Raw genomic sequence first — 20,475 nt, forward strand, 5'->3', positions numbered from 1 at the left:
GAACGCTGCTCCAGAGTGAACTTCAACAGTCTGCTTCTGTAAAAATGCTCTCAATCTAATGGCATTTTCTCCCTGTACGACAGTACTGTTTACTCTTCTCTTTCGTTGCAGATGTCATAGTGAAAATAGATACTCACTATTTTACAAATAACCAGCCTTCCCGTCAACGATTGTTATGCAAAAAGAACTTTCTATTTATTTAAGACTGAGACGAATAGGACGCTAACTCTTTGCGCAACGATTGAATTTCTTGCCAGACTGGATCATTACCGTTCTGTTCCAAGTTGAGATTCTCAATCGATTGTGTAGCATTAGGCAAATGATCGCTTGATCGAGATATAGAAGGATTCGTCTTTTTCTGATCGGCAAGTCCAGATAATAACTGAGATAGACGCAATTCAAGCATCATACGCTGTTGATTCGCTTCTACCCCACCTGCTTGCACTTCTTGTTGCTGATGTGCCTGAGCAGCTTCATACTCTTCTACAGTGCCTTCAAACCATTGATATGGACGATCACGTTCCAGCTTCAACAGACGAATCGCTAATCGCCGAACTAACATCCGGTCATGAGAAACCATAATAATCGTTCCTGTATACTGTTCTAACGCAGACTCGATCACTTCTTGGGCAGCGATATCGAGATAGTTGGTCGGCTCGTCTAGAATTAATACATTAGCACCACCAAAATATAAACGGATTAATGCCACTCTGCACTGTTCTCCCATACTTAAATGACCAATCTGCTTGTACACATCTTCTCCACGGAATAAAAAGCAACCCAGAATCGTCTGTGCTTCTGTTCGTGTCATCGCTGGTAATACCAATAGACTATCCAGTAATGTCATTTCTAAAGGTAACCCTTCCAGTTCCTGAGAAAAATAACCTATATTTAATGCTGGATGATGCCACAGCTCACCGCTAGAAGGTTGTAATTGTCCGAGGAGTAGCTTGATCAATGTTGTTTTGCCCGAGCCGTTCGGCCCTGTAATCGCTATCCGATCGCCACGTTGTACATTCATATCCAGATGTTGAATTAAAGCGTGTTTGCTATAATCACTATGCTGATCTTCTTGATCTGAATGGTTTGAATAACCAAAGCTTACATCATCCAACCGAATCAACGTATGCCCTTTAAACTCACTAGCTTCTAGTTCAAAATTCATTTTGTCCGTAGCACGCGGTTTTTGCACACTTTCGGTATCTAACCGTTCCAGTGCTTTTTCTTTGGCGTGATAACGTGAAATATTTTTATTCGCTTTGTCTCTATAATAGCTTTTAGCCATTTTTACTTCACTTTGCTTCCCTGCTGCATGATGAGCCTGTTCAAACCACTGTTGATAATTGCGAATCGATTCTTGTAATGCTTTGCGCTGTTGTTCTTGCTTTTTGTATAGTGATTCCTGCGCTCGTAACTCACGCTGTTTGTGTTCACGGTAATCACGGTATCCACCTTTATATTTGGTCATTCCTGTAGAAGTTAATTCACAGACAGACGTTGCCATCCGATCTACAAATTCTCGATCATGGGATACAAATAACAGTGTACCTGTATACTGATGTAATCTCTTTTCTAACCATTCCATCGTTTCGGTATCCAGATGATTGGTCGGTTCATCCAAGATCAATAACTGGGTATCCCGTGTTAACACAGAGGCTAGACGTACTCTGGTCTTCTGACCGCCGCTTAACTGAGTATAAGGTACATTCCATAGCTCTGAAGCAATGCCGATCACTGTCAATTGCTTTTCAACTTCAATCTCCCATAGGAATCCGTTGTTTTTTTCATACGTTTCTAACGTACTCCCATATTGTTCTAGCACTTCATTGTAAAGTTCACCTTGTTGTTCAACCGAAATATTTTGAAGTTGCTGTTCTAATTCATCTAGTTGCTGACGCAAATCCCATAACTCGGGCTTCCCTTGACGAGCTATTTCTAAAGTAGTCCATCCTTGCCCAATATGCTCTGCATCATCTTGCTGTCTCATCCAATCCCACTGTGTTAACGGTAAAAATCGTTCGATTTTGCCTTCTGTGCATTCAGTATGATTCATCAGCAGTTGGATCAGTGTACTTTTGCCACTTCCATTTTCACCGATAAGAGCTAAACGCTCACCTGCTTCTATTTGTACATTCACTTGTTCAAAAATTCGTTTTCCATTCCAGTCTTTCGCTAAATTGCTTACTTTTACGATGGTTGTCATTGAACATCATCCTCTCTGAAATCATAAAAAAACCGCCAGAGCAGATGCCCTCGCGGTTGATAATGCTAACGTCAGATCGTTCATCATCCATATGTAAAATAAGCAAAAGGATATAAATGTATAGTGCTTCTACTTTACGATTATTCATGTCTCTTGCTAGCCTAAGACATCGTTAATCCTCAAAGTAAAACCATCTTCATCCTGAACTGTTTATCATAACAGTTTCCTATTGCTATCCATGGACATACGTATCCCGTTTGCATCAGCCGCTTGAGCTGTCTGCCTGCTTCTATCCTGTGCAGTTCGTAGGGAAATTCGTATGTTTACTTCATTGGACAATAGGACCCTCTCATTTCTTCAGAATGGTCAGCTTAAAAAATATAAGGTGTATCATTACCGCTGACAACGACAGTATAACAAAATTTTGGAGAAAAACCAAATTTAGATGTGATTAATATTTAATTTTTCAAGTGTGGTTCGATATCTTTCACCCATTTCGGCATTTCAGCAGAACGATAAACGATCTTATTCTCTATGATTTCTAATACAATCTCACCAGAAGATTCGCTATTATCAATCATAATTAAATGATGAAGTAGTTTCTACTGAAAAATCACGATTATATTCTATGCAATCTCTAGCAAGTTTAATGGCTTCTTTTCCTGCTGACATTCTATACTTTTCTGGATGTTCACTATCTATTTTTCTTGCTAAGGCATCTGGATCTATATTAATACTGATTCCAATTTGATCTACAATCAAATTACGAATTGTACTTTTACCACTACCATTGTTTCCAGCAAAAACGTACATTGTAGGTTTGAAATTATTCATAAGATGATTCTTCATTATGAATTAAGACAATATTTCCATCAATATATTCTTTAACAATATGACCATTTTTATTTTTATATACAATATAAGTATTATTCATTTTGGCATCTAATTTAGCACGATCTCCAGTCATTTTAATTAATTTCGCTAGTTTTGTTATATTGCTCATTTTTTATCATCCTTACTGTGTTTTTATAATGATATTAACACTTATTCATATTATGATACTAATACAACAAAAAAAGCCTTTGCTTATGCAAAGACTTCCTCTTGGTATTTCGGTAAGCGGGTGATGGGAATCGAACCCACGCTATCAGCTTGGAAGGCTGAAGTTCTACCATTGAACTACACCCGCATGAATGGATGGTCGGGATGACACGATTTGAACATGCGACCCCCTGGTCCCAAACCAGGTGCTCTACCAAGCTGAGCTACATCCCGAGGTCACGTTTGGAAAGTCATTAGGCTTTCTTAACGACAAGATATAATATATCATATTCAATTTTATCTTGCAACTTCTTTTATTTATGTATCGTTTCAGATCGCGTTACGTATATAAAAAGTATAGTATACGCTTTATCAATCAGATGGGAGTGATCGAAATGATTATTGTAACGACTGAAAATATTCCCGGTTACCGAGTAACTAACGTTCTGGGCTCGACTTTTGGTGTCGTTGTGCGTGCACGTGGAATAGGTGGCGATATTATGGCTTCTTTTAAAGGATTAGTCGGTGGTGAAATCAAGCAATATACTCAAATGATCGAAGATGGTCGTCGTCAGGCATTAGATCGAATGGTTGAAAGCGCTCATACCATGGGTGGTAATGCAGTAGTGATGATGCGATTCGATAGTGGCGATATCGGTAGTAGTATGAGTGAAATTGTTGCTTATGGTACGGTTGTGACCATTGAGCCGATCACATGAGTTTTTTTAATGTAGGAGCTATCTATTTTACTTTACAAATTGGTGGTTTCCTGGCTCTTCTTTTAATAAGCTGGTACTTTTTTGATAAACGATATAAAGGAAAGCAACGCTCTTCCCAACAACAAGATGATATCCTCAAGCATTCACATCCTACTTCTGAAGTCTTTGTCGATCCTGCCGATGGTAAAACATATCGAGTCTATTATCATGAACAGACAGGTACACGTTCATATGTTGAAGAATATTCTCAATCTTAAAATATCCTAAATGGATCTTTACTTAGAAAAATATATACAAAAAGAGCAATCTTCCATACTAACTGGAGATTGCTCTTTTACTATATTCAGTATGCTCTTTTAGCTAGTTTTACTTATTGCCTTTAGAAGAATCAAAGCTTACTTCTGGAGTCGTCAACTTATCGTAGAAATCAACAGAATTGTCTTTGTCATCTGAAGCACGAAGTGCCATTGCAGAACGTGGATGCTCATCCAATGATCCTGTGATCATATAAGGAATGATATAGCCCCACTCTTCTTTTTCACGCAAAGCAATCATATGCTTGTCGATCATTTCTAAGACTGGACGCAATGTATACTTGGTATTTTTTAAATGAGTCACTAGCAATTCAGTCGGACAGTTACCTGCGGCACGTCCCATACCGTATACAGAAGCATCTAGTAATTCAACACCATGTTCTGCTGCTACAAGAGTGTTAGAGAACGCCATTTGCATATTGTTATGGGTATGTACACCCAGACGTTTGTTAGGCAAGTTGGTTTTGAATTTATCTACCAAGTAAAGCATGTCTTTATAATCTAGACTGCCGTAGCTATCTACAATATAAACAACATCAACTACACTTTCGTTGATCAATTCAAAAGCTTCTAGCAATTCATTTTCCATTACATTAGATAAAGCCATAATATTGATTGTTGTCTCATATCCGCGATCATGGAACGTTTGTACCAATTGAAGAGCTTTGTCTACATCTTTGATATAACAAGCTACACGGATAAGGTCTAACATACTTTCTTCACGTGGCAAAATATCTTCTTCAGCTACACGACCGATATCTACAAGCGCAGATAATTTAGTTGTTCCTTTTTGAGGAATAACCGTACGCAAGAAATCGTCGTCTAGAAAGCGCCACGGACCTGCTGCTTCTGCACCTTTAAGTAGTTTGGGAGAGTTTTTGTAACCAATCTCCATATATTCTATACCTGCTTCGTTCAGACCTTTATACAAATCTTGTACAAATTCTACGCTGAAATCCCAGTTATTCACCAGACCTCCATCACGAATCGTACAGTCTACAATTTTGCTTGGATTAAGTTTCATTGTTAATCTCCTTTCAGCCTTTTCATTCTCTCCATGATACTGTAAGCATCCTTTAAAAGTAAAGAATTTTCTAACACGCTTTAAAGCTTCACATGAATAAATTCATTAAATATTCAATCTTTTTTCTCCCAGACTTTCAGTTCTTCGGCATCTATAGACTTAGCGCCATAACGAATCTGATTGTACCAACGAATCAATACAGATATACGCTGTTCAGAATCCATCGATGTCTCTTTTTTATTTAAATGAATCATTTTGCGTCCAAGTATAGTCGGTGTATCGCCTTGATGTTGATCTAAACCTTGTTTGAGTCCACGACGAATCAATTTTTCATAATGATAACGAACTCGCTCAGCAGGATCGTCCGGTACTTTTCTTTTCAAAGGAATGCGGAAAGGCGATGGTTTGGAGTGAATCTTCTCTGTCTGATCTACATATCCAGCAGATGGTTCCTCAGCCGGTAAAGGAATAGCACTTTCGATCCCCAGAATACGCAATAACCATCGCCAGAGTGGTGGGCCATACTTACGAATTAGACGATATATAAATAGCCCTACGCCAATCATAAAAGCGGTTAACGCAGCAATCATAATGATCTGAGCGATTCGTTCAATCCAAGCAGGGTCCAGAATAGATGGGCTTTGCTCAGGTAGATCCATTGGTGGTAACAAAGGTGGCGGGTTCATCGGCTCAATCATTTGACTAGGTACAGCTGTTTCATTAGATTGAAAAAGAGAAAGTATCTTCTGCCACAACCAGCTCAGCATCATAGATAATTGTGTACTGCCTCCAATAATAGCAATGACTCCTATTAAGATCCATGTCCAGCGCCGACTTCGACGGATAACCAACTGTAATGCTGCGATTGGAAATCCATCTTCCCATACCGAATAGTTAATCTGACGTGCACCACACCGCATAAGAATAGCAAATAAATGAACCATACCTGCGATATAAATAGAAAAGTGCGCAGATGACAGATCACCCGCTGAACCTGTAATCACATAAAATATCCATGCTACGATCAGCAAAATCAATTGTAATGTTAATGGAAATAACCGATCCCAATCGCCCATCACTAGCATATTGCCACGGAATAATCCGACGACTAATAGACTTATGCTGGCTATCCATATAGATGTCCAACTTACATGATTTAGTATCATCCAACATACCAAGGCTCCTATAATGATCCATACTACAAACCAGCTTATCGTTTTCCATTGGGCAGCAGATCGTCTGACAGCGATACGTAATGTAATACCTAGCCCCCCTGCACATAGAAGCCACAATGCCCATAAAACAGGTTGATCCGTATGAAATAAATATCCATCTAGCAGAACAAGAATAGGAAAGCATGCCGCTACTTCTGCCAGCATATAAGTAAGAGGTTGCCAGTAACTAGAGATCGAATAGCCTACTGCTTTGGAAGAATCCTGAGTTGTCATCCGCTCACCTTCCTGCTTGGTTTATCGTATACACTCTGATTCCAGTGGGACTTCTTCAACTGCTCTATATCAGGTACATTCAAAATACTAACTGTTGACCCCGCCTGCTCTAATATCGTAATCGCCTGCTTGATCGGTTGAGATACATGCGGAGTGACGATTAAAATATCCATTTTGTGGATAGGTTCATTTTCCTGACTGGATTGGGGTACAAAAGATTGTAAAAATTCATGAAATGGCTGCCTGCTTTTTAATTGTACTTCTGCCATACATTGAAGTAATGCAGATAATTGTTCACTGCCATAAGCAGGTAGAATCCGGGCATCTTGCTCATCTTCTGTCGCTATAATCGCATTGTGTCCAAATCCTGCTTTCATTCCTTTACCAATGAGATCAGCAGCAATCGTTGCACAACAACTCAGACCATACTCTGCTACCATCGGTTCTGTTACGACTCTCCACATCTGTTCATTGATTTCAATATTGAATAGAATCATGACTTCTGGATCAGCACTATACCCTTGACGATACACTTGTAACTGACCTGTACGTGCTGTCGCTTTCCAGTGAATCTGATTCATCGGATCACCTGAACTGTATTCTCGCACTCCTGTAATCAAAAAAGGATCTTCATTTGTCCAGCGTCTCACTTCGACTTCTCCTTGCCAGCTTCGATAAGCTTCTGGCATGTCATCTATCGCTGTATAAGCAGGATAGACAGTCATACGGGTCTCAATACGTAGTGGACGATTGGCACGAGCAAGTCCAAATACATCGCCGGCACTCATTAAAGCGCTATCCATATGAAAAACACCACGTTGTCGGCAATTAATCTGATGTGTGCGTGTAATACGTGTCTGCGCAGATAAGCTAAACAGACTGGTATGATTCTGGTATAGCGTGCCTTCACTGATCGCTGTCTCTGCTTGATGTCCAAATTGGAACCCCGCAGGTAAAATCGATTCTAATCGGAGCCAGGGTACAGGAATACGGCGCTTATTCTGAATAATCTCAATCATCTCAATATCATCGCCCACATGACAGTGACTTCGAGATAATTTGCGTTCATAATCAATCTGCCGAAGAGATCGTCTGCCTAGGACTAGAGCTTGAAGCAATACAACGACTCCAGCAATCAGAAGTAGCCAGAAAAACTCCATTTACTTCACTCTACTTTCCAGATTAGCTTCAGTCGGTACAACTTCAGTGTCCAAAATCGATTGAATCAATACATGTGCTTTATTTTTATCATTTTGATGTCTATTTTTGAATACGAGACGATGAGACAATACCGGCGAAGCCATTGTCTGAATATCATCGGGTAATACATAATCTCTGCCTTGTATAGCCGCATAGGCTTGAGCAGCTCGCAGTAAGGCTTGTGTTGCCCGCGGACTGGCCCCTAGAGCAATCTCTTGATGCTCACGGGTTGCTTCTGCAATACGAACAATATAGCTTAACAAGTCATGGTGAATAGTCACTGCCTGACATTGCTCTCTGGCTTCAATAATTTGCTCACGACTGACTTGTTCGAAAGTAGTCATTTCACCAGATTCTATAGCTACTTCTTTGTTCACTAATGAAGATGATGCTGTTCGACGCAAAATCTCAACACCTTCTTCTGCTGAAGGATAACCCATCGACATTTTCAACATAAATCGATCCATCTGTGCTTCGGGTAATGGAAACGTTCCTTGATTATCGACCGGATTCTGAGTGGCAATCACCATAAAAGGATGTTCTAGTTTCATCGTCTCTCCATCGACACTAATCTGCTGTTCTTCCATACATTCAAGTAGACTGGATTGAGTACGTGGTGTTGCACGATTGATCTCATCCGCCAGTACAATATTGGCAAATAAAGGCCCTGCTCGAAACGTGAATTCGCTTTCTTTTTGATTAAAAAAGTGAATTCCTGTAAGGTCAGAAGGCAACAAATCTGGCGTAAACTGAATCCGCTGAAAATGACAACTCATCGCTGACGCTAGTGTTTTGGCAAGCATTGTTTTACCTGTGCCTGGCACATCTTCCATCAATACATGACCGGAAGCAAATAAAGCCGTGAGTAGCAATTGAATCTCATGATCTTTCCCTACGATCACTTTACCTACTTGTTGTTGAAGTCGATTCGCTAAATGTTGAACTGTATATGTATCCATCGTATTGATCTTCCTTTCTCTACTTATCTCGTTTTATCATACCTTGATTTGGATAAAATGCAAAAAAGAGAAGCTTGATATCGCTTCTCCTTTTTAATATATTCAATTATGGCTTACATTTATAACTTACTTGTGTTGAAGACGAGAGCGACGTAGACTCATGACAGCAAGGCGTCTTTTCAGATCACGTTCCCATTTTTCATCATTGATCTTTTTGGCTACAGCAAGCAAATCCAGCCCCATATCGATCTGACTTTGAACCATAGTCATAGGATCATCTTCTTCCATATTCACGCAGTTCTCGAACATGGTCGCTTCATCTTCCATAACATAGTCCTGAAAATCGATCTCAGGTGTACCGTCTCCATGCGCATACTCAGCCAAAATCTCATATTCACTTTCTACTTTGTAGTGAACTTCAACACGCTCACATACAGGACATACGAGTAGGGGAACATTATGAACCTGGGTTCGAAAATGTTTTAACGTCCCTTTCGTACCTATCATACTGCCGCCACAGCAAAAGCTCATGTTGCTCACCCTCCATACATTATTCTATGATTTTCAACCTTACCCCAATATCATCAAAATAATTGATTGTGAATGATTATTAACCAGCTTGTGTCCATTCTACACTTTTTTGGGAGAAGACAAAACCCCCCCATTCGTAGAATATACGAATGAAGGGGCAAAATAGATTACTTTTTCTTATATTAAGAAGTAACTAAAGTTTTTTGTCCTGGTTTCCAGTTCATAGGGCATAGTCCACCGGATTGTAGAGCTTGCAATACGCGAAGAGTTTCTTCTACGCTACGGCCTACATCGTTATGGTTAACTACTTCATATTTCAATTCGCCTTCTGGATCGATGATGAATAGACCGCGAAGTGCTACGCCTTCTTCTTCGATCAATACGCCATAATCAGAAGCAACTTTTTTCGTAATATCGGAAGCCAATGGGAAGTTCAATTGACCTAGACCATTGTTTTCTGGAGCAGTGCTAATCCAAGCTTTGTGACTGTGAATAGAGTCAGTACTTACACCAACAATTTCAGTATCCAATGCTCTGAATTCTTCTGCTGCATCACTAAGTGCAGTGATTTCTGTAGGGCATACAAAAGTGAAATCTAGTGGATAGAAGAAAAATACCAACCATTTACCTTTGTAATCGGACAATTGAACGCGTCCAAAATCTTTACCGTCACCAGAAACGGTCTCCATGTTAAAATCTGGTGCTTGTTTACCTACTAAACGATCTGCCATAATCCAGTATTCCTCCTTTTATATAAGAAAAGCTAACAAACACTTTTCTTTCCTATCATTATCATAACTCTAAAACGCTATGACAAGAATGTTATCATCGACCCAAATCAAAGTCAAGATTAGAAGAGATACTTTATTATAATAATTCTAAATAAGGATTTTTTCGTACAATTTAATGTCTTCTGGCTCTAGCGAAGAGAGCTTTATTCACACTTTGATCACATTTTGCAACTTCATTCTGCTTATACAAATCATAAAAGGTAGATTATGCTTTCTGCATGGCTGCTACGATCAAATCACCCATTTGTGAAGTGGATAATGCCTTGCTCTTATCAACAGCAATATCAGCTGTACGATGACCTTCATCTAATACTTTAGCTACTGCTGCTTCAATAGCATCTGCTGCTTCTGCATAATTAAAGGTTAGACGGAACATCAACGCTACAGACAAAATAGTTGCAATCGGATTTGCTAATCCTTGTCCTGCGATATCAGGTGCTGATCCGTGTACCGGCTCATACAATCCAAAGCTACCTGCATCTGTGCTATCTCCCATAGACGCAGAAGCTAACATTCCGATCGATCCTGTCAACATAGCTGCTTCATCACTCAAAATATCACCAAACATATTTTCAGTCACGATCACATCAAAACTAGATGGACGACGAAGCAATTGCATCGCACAGTTATCAACCAATACGTGCTCTAGTTCTACATCTGGATAGTCAGGAGCAATCCGGTTAACTGTCTCACGCCATAAACGAGACGTTTCAAGTACATTGGCTTTATCTACAGAAGCTAGTTTCTTACGACGTTTTTGAGCAATCTCAAAAGCTTGACGTGTGATCCGTTCAATCTCAGTTACATTATATACACATGTATCTACAGCTTCTTCCCCATGCTCACCTTGTCTTCTTAGCTTCTCTCCAAAATAAATGCCGCCTGTTAATTCACGAACAACCATCAAGTCTGTTCCTTCAAGCACTTCTGGCTTGAGTGTAGATGCTTCTTTCAGACAATCGAATACAACCGCTGGACGTAAGTTAGAAAATAGTCCCAAAGCTTTGCGAATCCCTAGAAGACCTGTTTCTGGACGAAGTTCTTTAGAGTTGTTATCCCATTTCGGTCCGCCGACAGCTCCAAGCAATACAGCGTCTGCACTTTTACAAATCGCTAGTGTTTCTTCTGGAAGTGGTGTTCCTTTTTCATCTATTGCGATTCCGCCAAATAAAGCATGTTCCGTTTCAAAAGAATATCCGTATAGTTCTTCTGCTTTTTTTAATACTTTTTCAGCTTCTGCTACAACTTCTGGTCCGATACCGTCACCGGCAATTACTGCGATTTTTTTTACGTCTGTCATATTAGAAGTCTCCTTTTATGTTGAGTTCGTTCATTTCACCTATACACAGTTTTATCATACATGTCAGGTCTTAGCCAAGATATACAAACTATGACCTTCATAGGCAAATCCTATAAGCTTCTTTTCATAGATAGATTGATAGATTTTACTACGGCATAAATCGATATCAAATGATCTGTAATTAGATGGATAAGCTATCTGACAAACCATTGATATACTCATCTTCACTTCCGTATTATTATATGCTATAGCAACATAGGAATTTGTACCAAATATTGGATAAGGAAATTTGCTGTTCACAGATACAAGGTCTAAAATAATACAAGAGCGCATTTGGTTATGCAGTTCAATATTTTAAAAACAGAGGAGTGCATATTATGGATTATTCATATCTTGGTAAGTCAGGGTTAAAGGTCAGCCGTATTTGTTTGGGCACGATGAATTTTGGACCTGTTACAGATGAGAAAGAATCATTCCGAATTATGGACGCTGCTCTTGATGCAGGCATCAACTTTTTTGATACTGCCAATGTATACGGATTTAAAGTAGGTGTTGGAACAACAGAAGAGATTATCGGACGTTGGTTCAAACAAGGCGGTAATCGTCGTGAGAAAGTGGTGCTAGCTACTAAAGTATATGGCACAATGCATAAAGATTTAGATGGCCCTAATAGCGATGGTGGATTATCAGCTTACAAAATTCGTCGTCATCTTGAAGGTTCTCTCAAACGCTTACAAACCGATCATGTTGAATTGTATCAAATGCACCATATTGATACCAATGTAAGTTGGGATGAATTATGGGGTGCATTCGAAGTCGCTGTTCAACAAGGTAAAATCGGTTATGTCGGTTCAAGTAACTTTGCAGCATGGCATATCGCAATCGCTCAAAAAGCTGCTGAAAACCGTAATTTCTTAGGTTTAATTTCAGAGCAACATAAATATAGTCTATTATGTCGTCAACCTGAATTGGAAGTTCTTCCTGCTGCTCATGCGCTTGGATTAGGCGTTATTCCTTGGAGTCCACTGGATGGCGGATTATTGGGACGTAATGCACTACAAAAAATCGAAGGTTCACGCAGTGGTGGAGATGCCAAAAGAGTGGATCAACATAAAGAACAACTAGAGCAATACGCTGAACTATGTAAAGAACTAGGCGAGCCTCAAGATGTGGTCGCTTTAGCATGGGTTCTTGCTAATCCAGCAGTAACTGCTCCAATCATTGGACCACGTACAGCAGAACAGTTTGAAAGTTCTTTACGTATTATCGATGTGAAGCTAGATGAAGCTACAATGACTCGTTTGGATGAAATTTTCCCGGGTCCAGGTGGAGCAGCTCCTAAAGCATACGCTTGGTAAATCTTGCTTTTCAACATAAAGTAATTGTTTTTAATATACATGTATGATGATATAAAGGCAGTAATAACAACTACTCTCTCAAACTAGATCATCCTAAGATGAATGCAATTATTTCTTTTGGATGATTTAGATGATGCAGAAAATCATCATTGTGTAGACAGTTATTCGGTAAATCATTATTTTGATCAAAAAAAGCTCTTCCTAAGTGTCTGCAAAGACAAAGGAAGAGCTTTTTTGTTACTATTCATACGAATCTATCGGATGACTCTCATACACCATTTTGGATTTGATATATTTTATAATGTTTCTACCAAAATACCTAGCGGTGTAGACGAAGCGCCTGCAATCATCAAAGCAAACGTATATTTACTATTTCCGGGAGGAGCATTAACCGTATAGACAGGACATGCTTGTGTGTTGGTACGCATTAAAGGCACACCGTAAGTCTGCCCATCTTTACGAACAGCACCACCATAACTACCACCACGTGGATTTAGTGAAATTTTGATCGTACGTGCTTGTGAAGACGGGTTATTTACAGGAACAGTGACATTGTATACAGCTCCGAATTGAGCACGATTATCAAGAGAAGTAGGTAATTCACTATTAACCGCTGTAAATAGTTGATCCGCAGGCAATGTTCCATCTTTTTTCAACTTGGTAGCCGTTGGATAAATAACACGTGCTGATCCTACTGTATATACAGGTGTGATCGCATTGGTTTCTGAGAAATTCCAACTGCCACGCGGATGCGCTTGTGGTGCAAGCGGTAACGGAGCTGACTTAATTAATGTCAGATCATATGCTGTATCGCGCGAAGCGACTGTACGTACTTCGTAACTGATCTGCCCACTGTCTGTACTTTCAACCGTAAAGTCATACATAAATCCAAGCAATTTACCCGGTGGTACAATAAAGCTTTCGATTAAGCCTGATTGCAACTGTTTAATCAATGGATTTTCAGCAGTACGTTGATCTGCTGTTCCTCCAAGTGTCGCTCTTGAAATACAAGTACCAATATCACTGATCCAATTTACGTCATCTCCACCAACTCGATACTCACGAGCAATCGATGTAATTCGAAGAGCGCCATGATTTGCTTTATTTTCAAGCGTAATACCCACTTTAACTGGATCTTTAAGCACATTGTAATGCCATGCAAAAATGCGATGTTGTACTGTTTTGTTATTCGTCTGCACAACATCATGCCATAATGTACCATGACGTACAGGAAAATTGGCTTCACTCAATGTCTCAGGATTATCACTTACCATTAAACGGCGAGTGCCTCCCTTGGTTGCAGAAGCAATATCATACTGAACAATTCCGGTGGTATCTACTACTTCGATAGGCAAGTCTTTACCTTGACAAGTCATACTGTATTCCTCCTCTGATTGAATATAATTTGAACTGGGCGACTGACTACATTTCTACTTTTCACTCTACTTCTGCTAAATAAATAACCACACTGTCATTTACAACAGTGTGGTTAAAAGGTCTTTCATTATATAAAGTAAAAAATAACAGTCTTTTTACAACCTAAATGATTATTTTTTGTAAATCTTTTTTAGATCATCGAAATATTATCACGTCTACCGTATGTTTTACGCTTTTCGACAAGACGATTCAAAGAGTCTACATAAGCACGTGCGCTGGCTTCTAGAATATCTGTACTCACGCCACGACCTTGCGCAGTAATACCATCTTGAGTAAGTGCTACATGAACTTCACCCAGTGCGTCTTTACCTTGTGTTACCCCTTTGATCGAGTAATCTGCTAGCTTCACTTCTTCTTGTGAAGCTTTATCAATAGCGTTGTAGATCGAATCCACAGAACCGTTACCGCTAGATTCTTCTTCACGTACTTCACCATCGGATGTCGACAAACGGATCTTCGCTGTTGGAGAACCTTCACTATCAAAGGAAACAAACAACGAATCCAATTGGAACAATTCAGGTGCATCTGCAAGACGTTCTTCTAACAAGGCGAATAGATCATCATCCGAGATTTCTTTTTTCTTATCTGCCAAAATTTTAAATTTAGCAAATGCTTCATTCAATGCTTCTTCTTCCAAGTTATAACCGAGTTCAATCAAATGTTCACGGAATGCATGACGACCTGAGTGTTTACCCATCACTAACTTGGTTGCTTTAAAGCCTATCGTTTCTGGACTCATAATTTCATAGGTTGTTTTCTCTTTCAACATACCATCTTGATGAATACCAGATTCATGGGCAAATGCATTAGCTCCAACAATAGCTTTGTTCCCCGGGACGACCATACCTGTCAATTTGCTCACCAAACGACTTGTACGTGCGATTTCCGAAAGGGTCAAGCTTGTTTTGGCATTAAAGAAATCCTGACGTGTTTCCAGTGCCATCGCTACTTCTTCTAACGATGTATTACCAGCACGTTCACCGATCCCATTAATCGTACCTTCAATCTGATCCGCACCATTCAAAATTGCGGCTAATGCATTCGCTGTTGCCATGCCTAGATCATCATGACAGTGAGCGCTCAATTGTACTTTTTCGATATTAGGTACATTTTCTTTCAGATGTTTGAAAATATTGCCGTATTCATAAGGTGTCAAAAAGCCAACCGTATCTGGAATATTTACCACGTAAGCGCCTTCTTCGACCGCCATCGTTACCATTTCCACCATAAAGTCATACTCTGTACGTCCTGCATCTTCCAATGAAAATTCCACTTTGTCAAAATACTGGCGTGCATAGCGAATAGCTGAACGTGCTGTATCTTTAACCTGTTCTTTTTCCATACGAAGCTTATACTGACGGTGAATCGGTGAAGTCGCCAAGAACAGATGTAGGCACGGATCTTGCGCACCTTTCAGTGCCTCGCGTACCGCATCGATATCTTGTTCTCTAGCTCGTGACAGACCAATGATACTTGCATTTTTGACTGCACGTGCTACAGCATTAACCGCTGCCAAATCTCCAGGCGATGCTGCCGGGAATCCAGCTTCTATCCGATCGACACCCAACTTTTCGAGTTGATAAGCAATCTCTACTTTCTCGCGAGTATTCAAGTTCACTCCCGGCGATTGTTCTCCATCTCTCAATGTGGTATCAAAAATATAAATTTTGCGCATCATCGCACCTCCTTGTTTTTTTGAAAAAAATACCGGTATGCAGTAAGGCATATATATTCCTATTCCCTACTACATACCGGTCTTCACTCTACCTTTTACTTCAATACAACCGTCATAGACGGTCTAACGTTATAGATTAAAATTCTTTATTTTTTGATCCAGTGCATCATACCGCGAAGTTCTTTACCTACTACTTCTAGTTGGTGCTCGGATTCGTTACGACGAGTCGCTGTCAAGAATGCACGACCGGATTGGTTTTCAAGCATAAAGTCACGAGCAAATTTACCTTGTTGGATATCAGACAATACTTCTTTCATTGCTTTTTTCGTATCTTCAGTAACAATACGAGGACCTGTTACATAGTCACCATATTCTGCTGTGTTACTGATGGAATCACGCATTGTGGACAAGCCACCTTCATACATCAAGTCAACGATCAATTTCAATTCATGCAGACACTCGAAGTATGCCATTTCAGGAGCGTAACCTGCTTCAGTCAATGTTTCGAATCCAGCTTTAACCAATGCACTTACGCCACCACATAATACTGCTTGCTCACCGAACAAATCAGTTTCTGTTTCTTCACGGAATGAAGTTTCGATAACGCCTGCACGTGTACAACCGATACCTTTAGCATAAGCTAGACCGATTTCTTTAGCAGAACCTGTAGCATCTTGATGAATAGCGATTAGGCCAGGTACTCCAAATCCTTCTTCATATGTACGACGTACCATGTGTCCTGGAGATTTAGGAGCGATTAGCAATACATCGTTACCTTCTGGAGCTATGATTTGTCCAAAGTGAACATTGAATCCGTGAGCAAATAGTAATGCAGCATCAGGTTTCAAGTTTGCTTCGATGTCGCTTTTGTATACACTTGCTTGTGTTTCATCAGGCATCAAAATTTGTACAAGGTCTGCACGTTTCGTTGCTTCTGCTACAGATAGTACTTCAAAACCATCATTTTTTGCTTTGTCAAAAGATTTACCTTCACGAAGACCAATAACTACAGACAATCCGCTGTCACGCAAGTTTTGTGCGTGAGCATGTCCTTGACTTCCGTATCCGATAATTGCGATTGTTTTACCTTTCAATACGTTCAATTCTGCATCATTTTCGTAGTAAGTTGTTATAGCCATTTTTTTCTTCCTCCTCTAATGTATGAAGCTGGTTTTCGGTATAGACCGATAGTACATAGTACGCAACCCTCTGACAAGAGCGGGTATTTCAAAAGACAACCCTATCCAAATTGTATTTTATCTAGCAGTTATCTTTTCAAATTACCCGCTCTTGCCGGAAAAAATAAATCTTTTATACGTTACCGCGTATCATCGCTGTCGCGCCTGTGCGGGAAAGTTCACGAATACCATAAGGCTTCAGTAATTCAAGCATAGCATCAATTTTATGCGTATCCCCTACAACTTGAACCATAAGACTATTTGGACCGATATCAACAACAGATGCACGGAACGTTTCCACAACACCCATAATTTCTGGACGTTCTGCTGGCTCTGATTTTACTTTAATCAATGCCAGTTCTCTTGTAACCATTGGTTTTGAGCTAAGGTCAATAACTTTAATAACATCGATAATTTTGTATAGTTGCTTTTCAATCTGTTCTAGTGTTTTCTCGCCGCCTGTAGTCACAATAACCATACGTGACAAGCCCACTTCTTCCGATTGACCTACAGTGATACTTTCGATATTGAATCCCCGACGGCCAAAGAGTCCTGAGACTCTTTGAAGAACGCCGGGCTGATCGTTTACTAAAACTGCGATAGTATGCTTCATGATATTCATTCTTCATCCCCCATTAACATTTGATCAATGGTAGATCCCTGAGTAACCATTGGATACACGTTCTCATGTTTGTTGACCACAAACTCAACAACGACAGGACCCGGTGTATCCATAGCTTCTTTCCAAGCTGCTTGTGCTTCTTCTTTATTCGTAGCACGTAGACCTTTTACGCCATATGCTTCTGCTAATTTTACAAAATCAGGGCTTCCTGCAAGATCGATATGACTATAACGGTTATCATAGATCAATTCTTGCCACTGACGAACCATACCCAACACCTGATTGTTCAAAATAACAATTTTGACTGGAATATTATTAATAGCGCAGATCGCTAATTCTTGTGAACACATCTGCATGCCACCATCACCATTGATCGAAATAACCAGACGTTCTGGATTAGCCATCTGTGCACCAATTGCTGAAGGGAAACCAAAGCCCATTGTTCCAAGTCCACCGGACGTTACCCATGAACGAGGTTGGTTAAAGCGATAATACTGTGCAGACCACATTTGATGCTGTCCTACATCGGTTGTTACGATCGCTTCACCATTCGTTGTATCATTTAACATTTCTACAACCCATTGCGGCTTCAACACTTCTTCTGAATCATCATAGCGGAAAGGTTTGTCTTTTTTCCAGCCTGCTACTTTTGCACGCCATTCATCTGCTTTTGCTGCATGAGGTACATTAACATTGAGCATTTCCAATACAGTTTTCACATCGCCTACGATAGGAATATCAACGGCTACGTTTTTACCGATTTCAGCAGGATCAATATCGATATGAACAATTTTGGCATGTGGTGCAAATCCATCTAATTTACCTGTTACTCGATCATCGAAGCGTGCTCCGATATTAATCAGTAAGTCAGATTGTTGAATTGCATTATTAGCAGTATAAGTTCCGTGCATCCCGGGCATTCCGATCCATAGATCATTACCACTTGGGAATCCACCTAGACCTAGCAAAGTTGTAGTAATCGGGATACCTGTAGCTGTAATGAACTTGAACAATTCTTCATGTCCACCAGAGTAGACAACTCCACCACCTGCAAGAACCAATGGACGCTCTGCTTCAGTAATCGCTTGATGCAATTTATCCAATTGTAATTTGTTAGGCGTAACTCTTGGATTGTAACCACGCATAGCCACCGGTTCTGTATGTGGTTTGAATAATGCTTTTGCTGCCGATACATCTTTAGGAATATCGATCAATACTGGACCTTTACGACCTGTATTGGCAATATGGAAAGCTTCATGAATCACTCTTGGCAAGTCTTCTACATCACGAACAAGATAACTATGCTTAGTGATTGGCATTGTAATCCCTGTAATATCTGCTTCTTGGAAAGCATCCGTACCGATCAATGTAGTAGCTACGTTACCGGTAATCACAACCAATGGTGTTGAATCCATATACGCTGTTGCAATACCTGTTACCAGATTCGTTGCTCCTGGACCCGAAGTAGCGATACACACGCCAACTTTACCACTAGCACGAGCATAACCATCTGCTGCATGAATAGCACCTTGCTCATGACGTGTTAGTAAATGTTTGAAATCTTCAAATCCATGCATAGCATCATAAATATATAATACAGCTCCACCAGGATAGCCAAAGACACAATCTACACCTTCAAGTAGTAAGCTGCGAAGTAACATTTCCGAACCTGTAATCACTTCCGGTTTCATCCATTTCTCACGTAATTCTTCTGTTGACTGCACATTAGGTATTTTCGTGCTCATTAGTCATCCTCCTCCCAAAAATTCACATCAATCTTACATTGGCAAATGAACGATATCCCTTATGCTGCTTGGGATGAACAGTACAGATTTTCTGTTATAACTGGAAGAAAGACATCAAAAAAGCCTTTCGCCGCCTCAAACAGAAAAATCTGTTATTGAGGGACGAAAGGCTAAGCTTCCGTGGTACCACCCATATTTGCGCACAGCTTCACAGCATAAGTACGCCTCATAAAGTAAAGTAGATTAAGACTTTACTTGTCGTCTGTAACGTAGACCTTACGATTTTCCCTAATAATCATATGGGTAAGATACAAATCAATACGATTTATAACTATTGCATATGCCTTTCAGGAAAACAGCTCCGAGGTGAGCTCGTATATAAGGGATTCTGATGAAGCTTACACCAAATGCTTCACTCTCTGGACAAAAGAGCCCTTAAAACTTCGTCCTCTTCATTGCCGATACATAGTATTCAATGATTACTGCCGCTTACGCTTGTCAGCGACTCAAATGATTTAGGAATATTATATGATTCATTTTCGATAGAGTCAACACTTCTTTTTTGTCATTCTTTACAATCTGATTTTGACATATCATTTGTTACATACTTAAGAAAAGTAATTATAGCAAGCTTTATAGCATTTTCACAAAACATATTATACCTAGTAATTAACTATGTATTATGTCACTTAAGAACAAACGTATTAAATAGTGTAAAAGAAATATTTGTCTAATAAGCACTAAAAGTTGGAAAAAATGCTGTTTAGCTTGCTTGAGAGTTAGAATGCCTATGTATCTCCTTTTTCTTTTTCTGCTCCTTCAATCGCTCACAATGATCTATATAAAATTCAATCTTTTATTTTAAATATCTTTTATTGCATACAAGATAGAGATAAAAAAAGCCGAAGCTCGGAAAAATCCAAACTTCGA

The 20,475-nt window shown here is 39.7% G+C and carries 18 protein-coding genes, 2 tRNA genes, 1 pseudogene and 1 other annotated feature (1 of these 22 only partly in view); of the genes and pseudogenes, 3 read left to right on the forward strand and 18 right to left on the reverse strand.

The features are described 5' to 3' along the window. Positions 1 to 115 (reverse strand) — a binding site (T-box leader); it reaches 188 nt to the left of the window's first position. Between the two features lie 84 nt (positions 116 to 199). From abc-f to RCP16_RS12595, 6 genes and pseudogenes are all read right to left on the reverse strand, one after another. After that, positions 200 to 2,203, reverse strand: a complete 2,004-nt coding sequence (abc-f, locus tag RCP16_RS12570) for a ribosomal protection-like ABC-F family protein (protein WP_308640434.1) — start codon at positions 2,201 to 2,203, stop codon at positions 200 to 202. Positions 2,204 to 2,661: 458 nt separating this feature from the next. Then, entirely contained in the window at positions 2,662 to 2,784 is a 123-nt protein-coding gene (locus tag RCP16_RS12575) for a hypothetical protein (RefSeq protein ID WP_308640435.1), read from the reverse strand. A gap of 13 nt (positions 2,785 to 2,797) precedes the next feature. Next, positions 2,798 to 3,037 (reverse strand): annotated as a pseudogene (locus tag RCP16_RS12580) (hypothetical protein); the annotation flags it as partial. Next, positions 3,030 to 3,206: a hypothetical protein gene (locus tag RCP16_RS12585; RefSeq protein ID WP_175425155.1), complete on the reverse strand. Its 177-nt coding sequence runs from the start codon at positions 3,204 to 3,206 to the stop codon at positions 3,030 to 3,032. The pseudogene RCP16_RS12580 and the gene RCP16_RS12585, both read right to left, overlap by 8 nt. A gap of 115 nt (positions 3,207 to 3,321) precedes the next feature. Beyond that, positions 3,322 to 3,392, reverse strand: a tRNA-Gly gene (locus RCP16_RS12590). A gap of 9 nt (positions 3,393 to 3,401) precedes the next feature. After that, a tRNA-Pro gene (locus tag RCP16_RS12595) sits at positions 3,402 to 3,478 on the reverse strand. Positions 3,479 to 3,639: 161 nt separating this feature from the next. On the opposite strand from RCP16_RS12595, the gene RCP16_RS12600 reads away from it, so the two are divergent. Both RCP16_RS12600 and RCP16_RS12605 read left to right on the forward strand, forming a co-directional pair. After that, positions 3,640 to 3,963, forward strand: a complete 324-nt coding sequence (locus RCP16_RS12600; RefSeq protein WP_069327269.1) for a YbjQ family protein — start codon at positions 3,640 to 3,642, stop codon at positions 3,961 to 3,963. Beyond that, positions 3,960 to 4,220 (forward strand): hypothetical protein, encoded by a 261-nt coding sequence (locus RCP16_RS12605; RefSeq protein WP_137222236.1) that lies wholly within the window; start codon positions 3,960 to 3,962, stop codon positions 4,218 to 4,220. Before RCP16_RS12600 ends, RCP16_RS12605 begins: the two co-directional genes overlap by 4 nt. A gap of 109 nt (positions 4,221 to 4,329) precedes the next feature. On the opposite strand, the gene RCP16_RS12610 is transcribed toward RCP16_RS12605, so the two are convergent. The 7 genes from RCP16_RS12610 to leuB all read right to left on the reverse strand — a co-directional run bounded on the left by RCP16_RS12610 (position 4,330) and on the right by leuB (position 11,530). Next, positions 4,330 to 5,301, reverse strand: a complete 972-nt coding sequence (locus tag RCP16_RS12610) for an aldolase catalytic domain-containing protein (RefSeq protein ID WP_069327267.1) — start codon at positions 5,299 to 5,301, stop codon at positions 4,330 to 4,332. Positions 5,302 to 5,414: 113 nt separating this feature from the next. After that, a complete protein-coding gene (locus tag RCP16_RS12615) occupies positions 5,415 to 6,749 on the reverse strand; it encodes a hypothetical protein (RefSeq protein ID WP_308640437.1) in 1,335 nt (444 codons plus the stop codon). Further along, entirely contained in the window at positions 6,746 to 7,909 is a 1,164-nt protein-coding gene (locus RCP16_RS12620; protein WP_308640438.1) for a DUF58 domain-containing protein, read from the reverse strand. The genes RCP16_RS12615 and RCP16_RS12620 overlap by 4 nt, the downstream gene beginning before the upstream one ends. Next, the gene (locus RCP16_RS12625; RefSeq protein WP_308640439.1) at positions 7,910 to 8,908 is read right to left on the reverse strand and encodes an AAA family ATPase; all 999 of its coding nucleotides are present in this window, start codon (positions 8,906 to 8,908) and stop codon (positions 7,910 to 7,912) included. 126 nt (positions 8,909 to 9,034) lie between these two features. Beyond that, on the reverse strand, positions 9,035 to 9,439 hold the full coding sequence (locus RCP16_RS12630; protein WP_137222228.1) for a hypothetical protein: 405 nt from the start codon (positions 9,437 to 9,439) through the stop codon (positions 9,035 to 9,037). A 182-nt stretch (positions 9,440 to 9,621) separates the two neighbouring features. Beyond that, positions 9,622 to 10,170 (reverse strand): peroxiredoxin, encoded by a 549-nt coding sequence (locus RCP16_RS12635; RefSeq protein WP_069327262.1) that lies wholly within the window; start codon positions 10,168 to 10,170, stop codon positions 9,622 to 9,624. Positions 10,171 to 10,435: 265 nt separating this feature from the next. After that, positions 10,436 to 11,530, reverse strand: a complete 1,095-nt coding sequence (gene leuB / locus RCP16_RS12640; protein WP_069327261.1) for a 3-isopropylmalate dehydrogenase — start codon at positions 11,528 to 11,530, stop codon at positions 10,436 to 10,438. 377 nt (positions 11,531 to 11,907) lie between these two features. Between leuB and RCP16_RS12645 the strand changes: the two genes are divergently transcribed. Next, positions 11,908 to 12,888 (forward strand): aldo/keto reductase, encoded by a 981-nt coding sequence (locus tag RCP16_RS12645; RefSeq protein ID WP_069327260.1) that lies wholly within the window; start codon positions 11,908 to 11,910, stop codon positions 12,886 to 12,888. A 296-nt stretch (positions 12,889 to 13,184) separates the two neighbouring features. Here RCP16_RS12645 and RCP16_RS12650 read toward each other — a convergent pair whose 3' ends face one another. From RCP16_RS12650 to ilvB, 5 genes are all read right to left on the reverse strand, one after another. Continuing rightward, positions 13,185 to 14,264 carry a hypothetical protein gene (locus tag RCP16_RS12650; protein ID WP_137222223.1) on the reverse strand — a complete coding sequence of 360 codons (1,080 nt, stop codon included), beginning with the start codon at positions 14,262 to 14,264 and terminating at the stop codon, positions 13,185 to 13,187. A 191-nt stretch (positions 14,265 to 14,455) separates the two neighbouring features. Continuing rightward, positions 14,456 to 16,000 (reverse strand): 2-isopropylmalate synthase, encoded by a 1,545-nt coding sequence (locus RCP16_RS12655; RefSeq protein WP_069327258.1) that lies wholly within the window; start codon positions 15,998 to 16,000, stop codon positions 14,456 to 14,458. A gap of 146 nt (positions 16,001 to 16,146) precedes the next feature. Next, complete coding sequence (ilvC, locus tag RCP16_RS12660) at positions 16,147 to 17,139, reverse strand: ketol-acid reductoisomerase (protein ID WP_069327257.1); 993 nt, start codon at positions 17,137 to 17,139, stop codon at positions 16,147 to 16,149. Between the two features lie 172 nt (positions 17,140 to 17,311). Further along, the gene (ilvN, locus tag RCP16_RS12665; protein ID WP_069327256.1) at positions 17,312 to 17,800 is read right to left on the reverse strand and encodes an acetolactate synthase small subunit; all 489 of its coding nucleotides are present in this window, start codon (positions 17,798 to 17,800) and stop codon (positions 17,312 to 17,314) included. Continuing rightward, on the reverse strand, positions 17,797 to 19,545 hold the full coding sequence (gene ilvB / locus RCP16_RS12670; protein WP_069327255.1) for a biosynthetic-type acetolactate synthase large subunit: 1,749 nt from the start codon (positions 19,543 to 19,545) through the stop codon (positions 17,797 to 17,799). Before ilvB ends, ilvN begins: the two co-directional genes overlap by 4 nt. Positions 19,546 to 20,475: the final 930 nt, after the last annotated feature.

It is taken from the genome of Paenibacillus nuruki, from assembly GCF_963311185.1.
Taxonomy (GTDB): domain Bacteria; phylum Bacillota; class Bacilli; order Paenibacillales; family Paenibacillaceae; genus Saccharibacillus; species Saccharibacillus nuruki.

Bases quoted from the DNA above. Each gene is read 5' to 3' on its own strand.
- abc-f (WP_308640434.1), bottom strand. From the start codon at position 2,203: ATGACAACCATCGTAAAAGTAAGCAATTTAGCGAAAGACTGGAATGGA.
- RCP16_RS12575 (WP_308640435.1), bottom strand. From the start codon at position 2,784: ATGATTGATAATAGCGAATCTTCTGGTGAGATTGTATTAGAAATCATA.
- RCP16_RS12585 (WP_175425155.1), bottom strand. From the start codon at position 3,206: ATGAGCAATATAACAAAACTAGCGAAATTAATTAAAATGACTGGAGAT.
- RCP16_RS12600 (WP_069327269.1), top strand. From the start codon at position 3,640: ATGATTATTGTAACGACTGAAAATATTCCCGGTTACCGAGTAACTAAC.
- RCP16_RS12605 (WP_137222236.1), top strand. From the start codon at position 3,960: ATGAGTTTTTTTAATGTAGGAGCTATCTATTTTACTTTACAAATTGGT.
- RCP16_RS12610 (WP_069327267.1), bottom strand. From the start codon at position 5,301: ATGAAACTTAATCCAAGCAAAATTGTAGACTGTACGATTCGTGATGGA.
- RCP16_RS12615 (WP_308640437.1), bottom strand. From the start codon at position 6,749: ATGACAACTCAGGATTCTTCCAAAGCAGTAGGCTATTCGATCTCTAGT.
- RCP16_RS12620 (WP_308640438.1), bottom strand. From the start codon at position 7,909: ATGGAGTTTTTCTGGCTACTTCTGATTGCTGGAGTCGTTGTATTGCTT.
- RCP16_RS12625 (WP_308640439.1), bottom strand. From the start codon at position 8,908: ATGGATACATATACAGTTCAACATTTAGCGAATCGACTTCAACAACAA.
- RCP16_RS12630 (WP_137222228.1), bottom strand. From the start codon at position 9,439: ATGAGCTTTTGCTGTGGCGGCAGTATGATAGGTACGAAAGGGACGTTA.
- RCP16_RS12635 (WP_069327262.1), bottom strand. From the start codon at position 10,170: ATGGCAGATCGTTTAGTAGGTAAACAAGCACCAGATTTTAACATGGAG.
- leuB (WP_069327261.1), bottom strand. From the start codon at position 11,530: ATGACAGACGTAAAAAAAATCGCAGTAATTGCCGGTGACGGTATCGGA.
- RCP16_RS12645 (WP_069327260.1), top strand. From the start codon at position 11,908: ATGGATTATTCATATCTTGGTAAGTCAGGGTTAAAGGTCAGCCGTATT.
- RCP16_RS12650 (WP_137222223.1), bottom strand. From the start codon at position 14,264: ATGACTTGTCAAGGTAAAGACTTGCCTATCGAAGTAGTAGATACCACC.
- RCP16_RS12655 (WP_069327258.1), bottom strand. From the start codon at position 16,000: ATGCGCAAAATTTATATTTTTGATACCACATTGAGAGATGGAGAACAA.
- ilvC (WP_069327257.1), bottom strand. From the start codon at position 17,139: ATGGCTATAACAACTTACTACGAAAATGATGCAGAATTGAACGTATTG.
- ilvN (WP_069327256.1), bottom strand. From the start codon at position 17,800: ATGAATATCATGAAGCATACTATCGCAGTTTTAGTAAACGATCAGCCC.
- ilvB (WP_069327255.1), bottom strand. From the start codon at position 19,545: ATGAGCACGAAAATACCTAATGTGCAGTCAACAGAAGAATTACGTGAG.